The following is a 12,500-nucleotide window of genomic DNA, read 5'->3' as shown; positions in this document are numbered from 1 at the left end:
CAATGACATCTTTCGGATCTTGAACGACACAAACTACACTGCGATCACGGCGTTCATCCGCACAGATAGCACAAGGATCTTGGTCGGTAATATGTCCACAAACGGAGCAGTAGCCAAGATCGCGTTTAGCATTGACGAGCGATTTGGCAAAATCAAGCACATCTTCTTCTTTCATATCAAGAACAAAAAATGCCAGACGAGCGGCAGTTTTTGGTCCGATGCCTGGCAATTTCATAAAGCTGTCGATCAGCTTTGTTATCGGTTCTGGGTAATACATATAGTCATACGCCTCCTAGAACGGAAGGTTCATCCCTTTTGTGAACTGGCCCATTGTAGAGTTTGTTTCATCATCTACCTTTTTCAGAGCATCATTTGTCGCCGCAAGCACTAAATCTTGTAGCATTTCCACATCTTCAGGGTCAACCACTTCTTCTTTAATTTGTATGTCAAGCACTTGCTTTTGACCGGACATAACAACCGTTACCATACCGCCACCAGCTGTTCCTTCAAATTGTTTCGTCGAAAGCTCCTCTTGTGCTTCCGCCATCTTCTTTTGCATTTTTTGCATTTGCTTCATCATATTTTGCATATTTCCCATACCACGCATATCTTTCATCCTCCTAGTATTTAGTCTTTAACTTCAAGCAGTTCCTCTCCCACAAGTTTAAGCGCTTCGGAAACGAGAAGGTCCTCTTCAGGTTGCTCTGCCTGTTCATGACCATCTTCTTTTTGTGTCTTAATGAAATTTTGTCTAATGGATAACCATATATCCTCAGGAACACCAATCGGCTGATAAAGATTCCCTGTTAACTCTTGCAAAATAGAAGAAATGGAATCCATAAACACGTTGTTTTCAGTAGCCATCTGACAATGAATTTCATATTTGAATTTTAACACGAATGCACCCGGAGAGGCAGCTACAGGCTCTGCATCATTAAGTAACGCAGCTTGCGATCTCATTTGACGCTGATGAAGATAGTTTAACATATCTCCCCAACGACTTTTAATTAATTGAATATCTTGTTTGGTCGCTTCCGCCAACACTTTTTCAATTTTAGCCACTGGCGCCTTAAAGGCTTTAGAAGAACGGTTCGCTCGCTTAGAAGGAGACTGCGCCTCGGCTTGCGTTGCCGTTTGTGCTGGTTGGCTACGAAGCTGTTGCAATTCTCTTTCTAACGTTGCGATCCTTTCAAACAATGTATTCACTTCTGGTATATTTGTCATTTTCGTTGGCGCTTCTGCTTGACACACTTTTACTAAAGCGACTTCTAAATAAATTCGAGCGTGATTGCTAAACTTCATTTCCTGCTGAGTTTGATTTAACACATGAATATATTCATAAATGTTCTCTAGCTCCATTTTTTCACAAATAGAAACGAAAACATCATCAATTAGTACCCGTTCAAGTGATTCCTCCAGAGCAGGCGCCGTTTTGTAAAGCAGCATATCTCGAAAGTATAAAACAAAATCTTCTACAAATCGGGACGGATCTTTCCCTTGTAATAACAGCTTTTCTAAAATAACCAATGCTTTAGGGGCATCTTTTTCATAGACGGCTTCAGCTAAATGATTTAACATTTCTTGTCCGACAGCACCAGTGACCGTTAATGCATCTTCCTCTGTTAACACATTTTCACTGTAAGAGACTGCTTGATCAAGCAAACTAAGAGCATCCCGCATGCCTCCTTCAGCTGCCCGAGCGATAATCGGAAGAACTTTCTCCTCATATTCGAGGCCACTTTCTTTCATAATCAGCTCCATCCGACCAACGATCGCCTGTGAAGTGATTCGCTTGAAGTCAAAACGTTGACATCTAGAAATAATCGTCAATGGGATCTTATGAGGTTCCGTTGTCGCTAAAATAAAAATGACATGCTTCGGTGGTTCCTCTAACGTCTTTAACAAAGCGTTAAATGCACCGATCGACAACATATGAACCTCATCGATAATATAGACTTTATATTCAGCTACGCTTGGTGCATATTTCACCTTGTCACGAATATCCCTGATCTCATCTACTCCATTGTTCGAGGCTGCATCGATTTCAATCACATCTTGAATAGACCCATCAGTAATCCCTCGACAAGATGCACATTGATTACAAGGTTCATCTGTCGGAGCCTGTTCACAGTTAACCGCTTTCGCCAAAATTTTCGCAGCACTCGTTTTTCCCGTCCCCCGCGGACCGGAAAATAAATACGCATGCGAAATCTTTTGTTGAAGGAGGGCATTTTGCAATGTTTTGGTCACATGCTCTTGACCGACAACATCGATAAAGTTTTGCGGTCTCCATACACGATATAATGCTTGATAACTCATCATTCACCCTCCTTTTCTATATAAACTATTTCTATCTTTATATGTTTTATCGTCCTAACATTTAAATATATATACTCATTCCGAGGATCTCGATATCATTTGAAGAACCTCGTCTTCTATTTGTTGCTGTTCGTCGTACTCCTTCGAGTATAACGAGCCTTTCAATTCTCTGATTTTTTCCATTTCAACCTTTAATACTTTCGTTTCTTCTTGGAAACGCTGCATCTTTAATTTCTCTAATTTTATTTCTTCTTGCACTCGTTTAGTCTTAAGTTTTTCCTTTTTCAAAAAGAAGTCATGAGTATAATGAATGGCTACAATTAATATAATCATTATAAAAAACATCCACCTAATCCTCCTCATATATATTATACCTTATGAAAATTTGTTTTTACAAAACAAAACAGAAAAGGAGATATCCCAAAATCATTCAAGTAAACTTCCGCAAGAAAATAAAAAAACTCACCCTAAAAGGATGAGTGTTCTTATTGTATATAACTGCCGTGCACCTTCCTTCGACAGCCAACCATAAGCGTTACTTAAGCAGTTAGCTCGATCCAGGTTACCCCGCGGCACATGAGAGAGTCCACTTAATGCTGCTTCCTTCCGGACCTGACATGGTTCATGGGTTCCCATTGCGCAGGACCCGGACGTCAACACCACTTACTTAAGGCAGACCCTACAGTGTGACAGCCTCGGGAAGGGATTCAGTCTCGCTAGAGCGGATTGCGAGTACAGGGCACCGCTACCTCCCCACCTAGCACGGCAAAATTGATACCAATGTTAAGGTGTCTGATCTTAAACTATCTGACACAAATAACAGTATACAGCCTTGAAGTTAAAAAAGCAATAAATAGTCTAGGAAAGAGAACTTCCTTTTTCTACCTTCCTCTTCTGTTTCTCTACTTTCTTCCGCTCACGTAGCTCTTTAAAAAAAGTAGTTAACAGTTGGCCACACTCTTCTTCGAGAACACCTGTGAGCACCTCGCTTTGATGGTTAAAACGACTGTCTTCAAGCAAGTTCATCAATGTTCCTGCACAGCCAGCTTTCGGGTCTTTCGCTCCGTAAACAACACGTTTAATACGAGATAAAATAATCGCTCCACTGCACATTGGACAAGGTTCTAACGTGACATACAGCTCCGCTCCTTCAAGCCGCCAAGTACCAAGCTTTTCACACGCTTTCTCAATAGCCAACAATTCCGCATGAGTCACCGCATTTTGAGTCGTTTCTCGTAAATTATAAGCAGAAGCGATCACTTCCCCTTCATGCACAATGATCGCTCCAATCGGTACCTCTCCCAGTTCTCCCGCTTTTTTCGCTTCTTCAAGAGCTAGTTGCATATAGTATGTATCATTATATTCCATTTTGAATGCTCCTTTTAAAAAAATAACATTAGTGGCTGATCGAGTATGCTTCCATCATCCCCTAGAGCTCCTCCATTATACAAGAACACTGTAACTACATAGTACAGAATTTTTTATTATTAAGGGCAAATAAAAAAATCCGCTGCCCGTAAGCAGCGGATTTCAAAATCTCCAATTTATATGCGTTTGTTAATCAATAATGGCGGAGGAAGAGGGATTCGAACCCCCGCGCGGTTTAACCCGCCTGTCGGTTTTCAAGACCGATCCCTTCAGCCGGACTTGGGTATTCCTCCGTATCGACAAGATTTAATTTATCACACTGCTATTTAGTATGTCAACATCATTTTAAAAAAAACGACAGGAGAGAAATTCCCCCTGTCGTTTCACTTATTAGTTTGAAATCTTTTCTTTTCCACCCATATAAGGTCTTAATACTTCTGGAATGATCACACTGCCATCTTCCTGCTGGTAATTTTCCAAAATAGCAGCCACTGTTCGACCGATCGCTAAACCAGATCCATTCAATGTATGCACATGTTCTGGTTTGCCATTTTTCTCGCGACGGAAACGAACATTCGCTCGACGCGCTTGGAACGCCTCAAAATTACTACAAGAAGAAATTTCTCGGTACGTGCCGTAGCTTGGAATCCACACTTCAATATCATATTTTTTCGCCGCTGTGAAGCCTAGATCAGCCGTACACATGCTCATTACACGGTATGGCAATTTCAGCAATTGCAATACTTTCTCCGCGTGACCTGTTAACTTTTCTAGCTCTTGGTAAGAATCTTCCGGCTTCACAAAACGAACTAACTCGACTTTGTTAAATTGATGCTGTCGAATAAGACCACGTGTATCACGACCAGCAGAGCCCGCTTCAGAACGGAAGCAAGCACTATACGCCGCATAAGCAACAGGCAACTGCTCAGCATCCAAAATTTCATCACGATGATAGTTCGTTACCGGCACTTCCGCTGTTGGAATAAGAAAGTAATCTTCTTCTTTAATTAAAAACGCATCTTCTTCAAACTTCGGTAATTGTCCTGTTCCCGTCATGCTCGTACGATTAACCATGTAAGGTGGTAACATCTCTTCATAGCCATGCTCCTCAGAATGAAGATCTAACATAAAGCTAATTAACGCACGCTCAAGCTTAGCTCCCATTCCTTTATAAAACACAAAACGGCTACCTGTCACTTTCCCCGCACGCTCAAAATCAAGAATATCTAAATCACCAGCTACATCCCAGTGTGGTCTCGCTTCGAAATCAAATTGTGGGATTTCTCCCCATTGACGGGCTTCCACATTGTCATCTTCTGTTGCCCCAACTGGTACGCTTTCATGAGGAATGTTCGGAATCGTTAATAGAAGACCGTTCAATTCATCTTCCACTTGTTTCAAGCTCTCATCTAATTCTTTAATGCGATCGCCCACTTCACGCATTTCTTTAATAAGCGCATCCGCATCTTGCTTTTCACGCTTTAACTGCGCTACTTGTTGAGACACGCTGTTACGCTTACTTTTTAATTCCTCTGTCTCTACAAGCAATTCACGACGCTTTTGGTCTAACTGCTCAAAATTATCAAAAGCAGATAAATCTTCACCGCGGTGCTGCAAACGATTTTTCACTTCTTCAAAATGAGTACGTAAATATTTAATGTCTAACATAATGATTCCTCCTTATTTTTTGAACACAAAAAAACTCGTCCCTAAAAAAGGGACGAGTTGAACCCGCGTTGCCACCCTAGTTGAAAGCAAATGCTTTCCACTCGAAAAAATAACGGTTTCTACCGTAAATGCCTACTTTAAATGTTCAGCATCTCACTCGAGGACGGATTCACAAGTGCCTTTCACCGATTCTCACCAACCATCGGCTCTCTGAAGAACGAACAGCTTGTTACTGCTTCCTCTCATCGATTTACTATATAATTTACACTTACAATGTACTATATTCACGATTACAGTGCAAGTGTTCTTCTGGAAGAGAATCTCTCTCCCTTACCTTTTTATATTTGCACTTTCTTTGCTTCTTCTACCATATCGACAAAATAACGAGTGATGCTATGATCATCTGTTAATTCTGGATGGAAAGAGCACCCTAAAAAGTTACGATCTTTAGCGGCTACGATACGACCATCGCATTCGGCTAAAATCTCCGTCTCCACTCCAACCGATACGATATGCGGCGCGCGAATAAAGACTGCCGTGTATGAATCCGTTACACCTTGAATTTCTAGCTCTGCTTCAAAGCTTTCTTTTTGACGACCAAAAGAATTTCGCTCCACCGTAATATCCATTAAGCCAATATGCGGTTCGTCGTAGCCAACAATTTCTTTCGCTAACATAATCAAACCAGCACAAGTACCAAACATCGGTTTTCCTTGGCGACCAAAATCTCTAAGTGGCTCCATAAACCCATATAGATCTACTAGCCGGCGCATCGTTGTACTTTCGCCTCCCGGAAGAATCAATCCATCCAATTCTTCTAGTTGCTCTACTTTTTTCACGACAACCGCTTCCGCACCTGATGCTTCAATTGAACGAACATGTTCGCGAACTGCTCCTTGCAAGCCTAATACTCCGATTTTCACCATGATGTTTCGCCCCTTTACTTACCAGCCGCGTTCTTGCATACGTTGATCAGGAGAAAGGGTAGAAATTTCGATTCCTTTCATCGCTGTACCAAGATCTTTAGAAAGCTCTGCAATTAATTTGTAGTCTTGATAATGCGTCGTTGCTTCTACAATCGCACGAGCAAATTTAGCTGGGTTGTCCGATTTAAAAATTCCAGAACCTACGAATACACCGTCCGCACCAAGTTGCATCATTAGAGCAGCATCCGCTGGTGTTGCTACGCCACCTGCTGCAAAGTTAACAACCGGTAAACGACCTTCACGTTTAATTTGCATAAGCAGTTCAAATGGCGCACCAAGTAATTTTGCTTCTGTCATCAACTCATCTTCATTCATATTCACAACTTTACGGACTTGTGCATTTACTTGACGAATATGACGAACCGCTTCAACGATATTTCCTGTTCCTGGTTCACCTTTCGTTCTTAACATTGAAGCGCCTTCACCGATACGACGAGCGGCTTCCCCAAGATCACGACATCCACAAACGAACGGAACGGTGAAATCGCTTTTTAGCAAATGATACTCTTCATCCGCTGGCGTTAACACTTCACTCTCATCGATATAATCAACGCCCATCGCTTCTAATACACGCGCTTCAACAATATGACCAATACGAGCTTTTGCCATTACCGGAATCGACACCGTATTCATAACTTCCTCAACGATACGAGGGTCAGCCATACGTGATACGCCACCTGCCGCACGAATATCAGATGGAACACGTTCAAGGGCCATAACAGCTACTGCGCCCGCTTCCTCTGCAATTTTCGCTTGCTCTGCATTGATCACGTCCATAATGACGCCACCCTTTTGCATTTCTGCCATTCCACGCTTTACACGATCTGTACCTGTATTCATTTGATTTTCCTCCCATACCCTTTGGTTATATGTATTTTTCGTTAAAAATAAAACTTTGATTAAAAAGACATATTATTAAAATTAATCTAAACATTTTATTTTTTCCTTGAATATTAATAAACACGAAAAATCACCTTCTGTCAAGATCAGAAGGTGATTTTTTATTAAAACCAACCAGTTATCGTATCAACCAATCCGCTCCAAGCCCCAGAGAAAAAGCCTCCGATCGCTCTCATTGATAAAATAAACCAATTTTCTTTTTCTACTGTTTCTTTAACTATGACCGGTGCTTTTGCTTGTTTCTCCTCTTGTGCAGTTAAGTATTTCACCGATTCTCCACTCTCAGGGATAACAGATAAAAACCCAACCACTTCACCTTTTTTTATAGGTGCTTCGAGTTGATTTTCTTCATTGAAACCCGAACTATCATACTCGATATCATATTTATATTTCGTGTTTTCTCCTTTTTTCACATTAAGGACTAACGGAGTTTCTGTTTGAATCGCTACTTGTTTAGATTTTCCTTTAGGAACCTCTACTGTTTCTTGCCCTTTTACTTGATATCCCTTCTTAACGACCTCTTTTTGCTCAAAGTGATCAAATCCATAATCAAGTAGTTTCTTCGTTTCAGCAAAGCGTGCATTAGGGCTTCCTTTTCCTGATGCATCTGTTGCGTTCATCACAACCGAGATCAACTTTCGCTCACCACGTTCCGCTGTTCCAGTGAAGCAATATCCCGCAAAGTCTGTTGTCCCTGTTTTTAATCCTTTCATGCCCTCATAACCGAACAATAAAGAAGGCAGCATCCAATTCCAATTGGACATTTTGATTTCATCAGTTGTCCCTTCACGGAAGCTCTTCTTCGGAATACTAGCCGTTTCTAATACTTCTGGATAGCCTTGTAGTAACTCATAAGCGAGTTTAGCTGTCGCTCTTGCTGACAGTAAATTTTCATCTTTAGGAGTACCTGACTTTGGATGCATACCTTTTAAATCACTGTTGGAAAGACCAGATGAATTAACAAATTTATAATCTTTTAAACCAAGTTTCTTCGCTTTATTATTCATTAATTTAACGAATTCAGTTTCAGAACCAGCAATCACTTCCGCAATAGCAATCGCTGCTCCATTTGCTGAATAAATCGTCATCGCTTCATACAATTCCCGAACATTGTATGTTTCGCCTAACCGAAGAGGTACATTGGATAAACTGCGATCTTGCGAAATTTTATACGCATAGTCACTAACTGTGTATTGTTGGTCCCAAGTGACTTTTTTGTCATTTATCGCTTCGAGCAATAAATATTCCGTCATCATTTTCGTCATACTAGCAACGCCTAATAATTGATCTGGATTTTGTTCAAATAATATTTGACCCGTCTCCCCATCTATTAAAATAGCAGCACTAGCATTCACTTTCATTGTTTCTTCTGCTTGGACTGTTTGTGTTGGTAGCCATAAGCTAACAACTAATAGCAAACTTAATAGCATCGCTACATACTGATTAAACTTTTTACTCCTCACTGATAAGCCCTCCATCTTTTATTTCACTTTCGTTATTGTAACATAAATAACTTTTATAAATATAGACGAGAACCTTCATATGCATTTCCATTAAAATGAAAAATAGACTGTATGAAGAGAGTCTCTCTTCATACAGTCTATTTACTGTTTTATGATAAAGAATAGTTTGGTGCTTCTTTCGTAATTTGTACATCATGAGGATGGCTTTCTCTTAAGCCTGCACCTGTCATACGAATGAACTGAGCATTTTCACGAAGATCTGTAATATCTTTCGTTCCACAGTAGCCCATACCTGCGCGTAATCCACCAACTAATTGATATAACGTATCTGAAATTGGCCCTTTGTACGGAATGCGTCCTTCAATGCCTTCAGGAACGAATTTCTTCGCATCTTCTTGGAAATAACGGTCTTTTGATCCTTTTTCCATTGCTCCAACAGAACCCATACCACGATACACTTTAAAACGTCTACCTTGATAAATTTCCGTTTCTCCAGGGCTTTCTGATGTACCTGCTAACAAGCTTCCAAGCATAACCGCATGTCCACCTGCTGCAAGCGCTTTGACGATGTCCCCTGAGTATTTAATCCCACCATCGGCAATGATTGCTTTGCCGTGCTTACGAGCTTCTGTAGCACAATCGTATACCGCTGTGATTTGAGGCACCCCTACACCTGCGACTACGCGAGTCGTACAGATAGAACCAGGCCCAATTCCTACTTTCACTACATCTGCTCCCGCTTCAATCAACGCTCTCGTTGCTTCCGCTGTTGCTACGTTACCTGCAATAATATTTAATTCCGGATACGCTGCACGGATTTCTTTTACCGTCTCAATAACGCCTTTAGAATGTCCATGAGCCGTATCTACAACAATCGCATCTACATGTGCTTTAACAAGCATTTCAATGCGTTTCATCGTGTCAGTCGTTACACCAACTGCTGCACCAACTAAAAGACGTCCTTGACTATCTTTCGCTGAGTTAGGGAACTCAATCACTTTTTCGATATCTTTAATCGTAATCAAGCCTTGTAACACACCTTGACTATCGACTAGTGGAAGCTTTTCAATTTTATACTTTTGAAGAATTTGTTCTGCCTCTTCTAATGTTGTTCCAACCGGTGCAGTGACAAGATTCTCTTTCGTCATCACATCATTAATTGAAATGGAGTAATCTTGAATGAAACGAAGATCACGGTTTGTTAAAATACCGACAAGCTTTTGTTCGTCTTCGTTATTTACAATTGGAACACCAGAGATACGATATTTGCCCATTAAATGCTCAGCATCAAAAACTTGATGATCTGGAGTTAAAAAGAAAGGATCTGTAATAACGCCACTTTCTGAACGCTTTACTTTATCCACTTGCTCCGCTTGCTGCTCCACACTCATATTCTTATGAATGATCCCTAGACCACCTTGACGCGCCATTCCAATCGCCATATCCGCTTCCGTTACAGTATCCATTCCAGCACTGATCATAGGGATATTTAATTTCAATGTCTCTGTAAGCTTCGTTTGTAAGCTTACATCCTTTGGAAGAATATCAGATTTAGCAGGCACTAACAGTACATCATCAAAAGTTAAGCCTTCCTTTGAAAACTTATTTTCCCACATTTTTTATGCCTCCTAGTCGAAAATATTATTAGTAGGTTATCAATTGGGTAAAATACTGTCAAGACATGCAGTATATGTTGGATTTTTCAGAAAATTCGGAGGTTATTATGTTGCACTTTCAACAAGACCCTTTACTCGCTTATTACAGTGTACCAAGAGCTAAATCATTCTTACAAGCTAGATATAAAACAGCTGGTATTGAACAGGCAGAACAATACGCTTATGATAACTGTGATCGTTTCATTTACTGTCTGGAGCATGGAGAACTATGTTTAAAACAGGCTCAACACTCTCCTGTGGCCATTCAACCTGTGCTAGCATTTTACGGGTTAAGTCATTTATTGAAAGCCTCTGTGATGACCACAGATCCCTTTTATCCAGCTTCCGTTCAGGTTCTCGCTCACGGACTATCTTCTCGAAAAAAGAAAAAACAAAATTATCATTTCTTTCAAGATGAAGTCAAGGTACAACGACATGGTCTCTTCATTCATTTTAGCGAAAAAATGTTTCATGTGACACATATGGAAGGAACGAAATTAAAGATGAAAACCTTGTTAAAGCAAATTCCTGAGCTATCTTGCTTTTTTCTTCAGTATAACGGACTTCCTCTAGTTCAAGAAAAAAAAGAAGAGAATCCTCTTTATTCGGAATTAATCATTTATTATGCCTTACTCTATAATTTAAGCATGATTGCTCGTTATGAAATAGAGTGGTGGTACGAATTACTTAAGCTCATGCCTGGTGAAGAATATCCATTTATCAAACATTTTTTAACTATTTGTATTCATAAAACACCCTTATTAATTGCAGACTATTTACGAACAAACGACAATTAGGTTGATCCATGAACTTATAAATTAGCGGCTATTCTTGAATCAACCTCAATGTTTATAATAGGTTCTGAATATCTCTTTCAATTTTAGAAGGGCTTGTTTGCGGAGCATAGCGGTCAATCACTTCTCCTTCTCTATTCACTAAAAACTTAGTGAAATTCCATTTAATACTCCCTGTTAATAATCCCGATTGTTTTTTCGTCAAAAATTGAAATAAAGGAGTAGCATTGGCACCTTTCACTTCCGTTTTTGCAAACATCGGAAAAGACACTCCATAGTTTACTTGGCAAAACTCCATAATTTGATCGTTTTCATCAAACTCTTGATTCATAAACTGATCACTAGGAAAGCCTAGCACAGTGAATCCTTGCCCTTCATACTTTTCATAAAGCGCTTGCAGCTCTGTAAACTGAGGGGTGAAGCCGCATTTACTAGCAGTGTTTACAACTAATAATACCTGTCCTTTATAATCAGTTAGAGAAATCAATTCGCCACTTGGTTTTATTACTTGAATATCATAAATAGATTCCACCATACGCGCCTCCTCTTGTACTTAGGTTACTCTTTTTTCATTGTATCTTGTTACTAGCCTAAATGGCAAAAAGGAAGCATTAACGATATTCTAACTCCTAGCCGATTATACTTGAATTGGACAGGCAGAAGCGCTTTGCATACGAAAAAAGAACAACCTAAGCTGTTCTTTTTGATAGTGCCTGGCAACGTCCTACTCTCACAGGGGGAAACCCCCAACTACCATCGGCGCTGAAGAGCTTAACTTCCGTGTTCGGTATGGGAACGGGTGTGACCTCTTCGCTATCGCCACCAGACTTTTCAAGACATTTATTATTATAACATAATAATGATCTTTTGCAAGAACTTTTTTGTTCTTTCAAAACTGGATAATAAGTATTGTAACCTTGCAAATCGCCTAGGAAAAGTCCTCGATCGATTAGTATTCGTCAGCTCCACGTGTCGCCACGCTTCCACCTCGAACCTATCTACCTGATCATCTTTCAGGGATCTTACTAGCTTGCGCTATGGGAAATCTCATCTTGAGGGGGGCTTCATGCTTAGATGCTTTCAGCACTTATCCCGTCCGCACATAGCTACCCAGCGATGCCTTTGGCAAGACAACTGGTACACCAGCGGTGCGTCCATCCCGGTCCTCTCGTACTAAGGACAGCTCCTCTCAAATTTCCTGCGCCCGCGACGGATAGGGACCGAACTGTCTCACGACGTTCTGAACCCAGCTCGCGTACCGCTTTAATGGGCGAACAGCCCAACCCTTGGGACCGACTACAGCCCCAGGATGCGATGAGCCGACATCGAGGTGCCAAACCTCCCCGT

At 40.7% G+C, this 12,500-nt stretch carries 12 protein-coding genes, 1 tRNA gene, 2 rRNA genes, 1 other RNA gene and 1 other annotated feature (2 of these 17 only partly in view); of the genes, 1 reads left to right on the top strand and 15 read right to left on the bottom strand.

Annotation, left to right across the window (positions count from 1 at the left end; translation table 11 throughout):
* The 12 genes from recR to guaB form a co-directional block, all read right to left on the bottom strand.
* Positions 1-277, bottom strand: the 5' portion of a protein-coding gene (gene recR / locus ACSVDJ_RS00135; protein ID WP_094836668.1) for a recombination mediator RecR. The gene continues 320 nt to the left of window position 1, outside the view; only the first 277 of its 597 coding nucleotides appear in the window; the start codon lies at positions 275-277; its stop codon lies off the left edge, out of view.
* Between the two features lie 15 nt (positions 278-292).
* A complete protein-coding gene (locus ACSVDJ_RS00130; RefSeq protein ID WP_439171263.1) occupies positions 293-607 on the bottom strand; it encodes a YbaB/EbfC family nucleoid-associated protein in 315 nt (104 codons plus the stop codon).
* Positions 608-627: 20 nt separating this feature from the next.
* The gene (gene dnaX / locus ACSVDJ_RS00125) at positions 628-2,319 is read right to left on the bottom strand and encodes a DNA polymerase III subunit gamma/tau (protein WP_439171261.1); all 1,692 of its coding nucleotides are present in this window, start codon (positions 2,317-2,319) and stop codon (positions 628-630) included.
* Between the two features lie 75 nt (positions 2,320-2,394).
* Positions 2,395-2,664, bottom strand: a complete 270-nt coding sequence (locus ACSVDJ_RS00120; RefSeq protein ID WP_439171254.1) for a hypothetical protein — start codon at positions 2,662-2,664, stop codon at positions 2,395-2,397.
* A 156-nt stretch (positions 2,665-2,820) separates the two neighbouring features.
* Positions 2,821-3,085, bottom strand: an RNA gene (gene ffs / locus ACSVDJ_RS00115) — signal recognition particle sRNA large type.
* Positions 3,086-3,177: 92 nt separating this feature from the next.
* The gene (tadA, locus tag ACSVDJ_RS00110; protein ID WP_439171253.1) at positions 3,178-3,687 is read right to left on the bottom strand and encodes a tRNA adenosine(34) deaminase TadA; all 510 of its coding nucleotides are present in this window, start codon (positions 3,685-3,687) and stop codon (positions 3,178-3,180) included.
* Between the two features lie 200 nt (positions 3,688-3,887).
* Positions 3,888-3,980: transfer RNA gene (locus ACSVDJ_RS00105), tRNA-Ser, on the bottom strand.
* A 97-nt stretch (positions 3,981-4,077) separates the two neighbouring features.
* Positions 4,078-5,355 (bottom strand): serine--tRNA ligase, encoded by a 1,278-nt coding sequence (serS, locus tag ACSVDJ_RS00100; RefSeq protein ID WP_439171251.1) that lies wholly within the window; start codon positions 5,353-5,355, stop codon positions 4,078-4,080.
* 45 nt (positions 5,356-5,400) lie between these two features.
* Positions 5,401-5,610, bottom strand: a binding site (T-box leader).
* A gap of 83 nt (positions 5,611-5,693) precedes the next feature.
* Positions 5,694-6,281, bottom strand: a complete 588-nt coding sequence (gene pdxT, locus ACSVDJ_RS00095; RefSeq protein ID WP_439171250.1) for a pyridoxal 5'-phosphate synthase glutaminase subunit PdxT — start codon at positions 6,279-6,281, stop codon at positions 5,694-5,696.
* A gap of 18 nt (positions 6,282-6,299) precedes the next feature.
* Complete coding sequence (gene pdxS, locus ACSVDJ_RS00090) at positions 6,300-7,181, bottom strand: pyridoxal 5'-phosphate synthase lyase subunit PdxS (RefSeq protein WP_439171249.1); 882 nt, start codon at positions 7,179-7,181, stop codon at positions 6,300-6,302.
* A gap of 164 nt (positions 7,182-7,345) precedes the next feature.
* Entirely contained in the window at positions 7,346-8,704 is a 1,359-nt protein-coding gene (locus ACSVDJ_RS00085) for a D-alanyl-D-alanine carboxypeptidase family protein (RefSeq protein WP_439171247.1), read from the bottom strand.
* A gap of 149 nt (positions 8,705-8,853) precedes the next feature.
* The gene (gene guaB, locus ACSVDJ_RS00080) at positions 8,854-10,320 is read right to left on the bottom strand and encodes an IMP dehydrogenase (protein WP_439171246.1); all 1,467 of its coding nucleotides are present in this window, start codon (positions 10,318-10,320) and stop codon (positions 8,854-8,856) included.
* 107 nt (positions 10,321-10,427) lie between these two features.
* Between guaB and ACSVDJ_RS00075 the strand changes: the two genes are divergently transcribed.
* Positions 10,428-11,156: a YaaC family protein gene (locus tag ACSVDJ_RS00075; RefSeq protein ID WP_439171244.1), complete on the top strand. Its 729-nt coding sequence runs from the start codon at positions 10,428-10,430 to the stop codon at positions 11,154-11,156.
* A gap of 52 nt (positions 11,157-11,208) precedes the next feature.
* On the opposite strand, the gene ACSVDJ_RS00070 is transcribed toward ACSVDJ_RS00075, so the two are convergent.
* The 3 genes from ACSVDJ_RS00070 to ACSVDJ_RS00060 form a co-directional block, all read right to left on the bottom strand.
* Positions 11,209-11,685 carry a glutathione peroxidase gene (locus ACSVDJ_RS00070; protein ID WP_439171259.1) on the bottom strand — a complete coding sequence of 159 codons (477 nt, stop codon included), beginning with the start codon at positions 11,683-11,685 and terminating at the stop codon, positions 11,209-11,211.
* Positions 11,686-11,864: 179 nt separating this feature from the next.
* Positions 11,865-11,980 (bottom strand): 5S ribosomal RNA (gene rrf / locus ACSVDJ_RS00065).
* A 102-nt stretch (positions 11,981-12,082) separates the two neighbouring features.
* Positions 12,083-12,500, bottom strand: a 23S ribosomal RNA gene (locus tag ACSVDJ_RS00060); it runs 2,515 nt beyond the window's last position.

Origin of the sequence: Bacillus sp. Hm123, assembly GCF_051842975.2 — a bacterium.
In the GTDB taxonomy this organism is placed as follows: Bacteria; Bacillota; Bacilli; order Bacillales; family Domibacillaceae; genus Bacillus_CE.
The sequence above is the reverse complement of the archived record's forward strand: the minus strand, read 5'-3'. Positions and strand labels throughout refer to the sequence as shown.

Bases quoted from the DNA above. Each gene is read 5' to 3' on its own strand.
- ACSVDJ_RS00130 (WP_439171263.1), bottom strand. From the start codon at position 607: ATGCGTGGTATGGGAAATATGCAAAATATGATGAAGCAAATGCAAAAA.
- dnaX (WP_439171261.1), bottom strand. From the start codon at position 2,319: ATGAGTTATCAAGCATTATATCGTGTATGGAGACCGCAAAACTTTATC.
- ACSVDJ_RS00120 (WP_439171254.1), bottom strand. From the start codon at position 2,664: ATGTTTTTTATAATGATTATATTAATTGTAGCCATTCATTATACTCAT.
- tadA (WP_439171253.1), bottom strand. From the start codon at position 3,687: ATGGAATATAATGATACATACTATATGCAACTAGCTCTTGAAGAAGCG.
- serS (WP_439171251.1), bottom strand. From the start codon at position 5,355: ATGTTAGACATTAAATATTTACGTACTCATTTTGAAGAAGTGAAAAAT.
- pdxT (WP_439171250.1), bottom strand. From the start codon at position 6,281: ATGGTGAAAATCGGAGTATTAGGCTTGCAAGGAGCAGTTCGCGAACAT.
- pdxS (WP_439171249.1), bottom strand. From the start codon at position 7,181: ATGAATACAGGTACAGATCGTGTAAAGCGTGGAATGGCAGAAATGCAA.
- guaB (WP_439171246.1), bottom strand. From the start codon at position 10,320: ATGTGGGAAAATAAGTTTTCAAAGGAAGGCTTAACTTTTGATGATGTA.
- ACSVDJ_RS00075 (WP_439171244.1), top strand. From the start codon at position 10,428: ATGTTGCACTTTCAACAAGACCCTTTACTCGCTTATTACAGTGTACCA.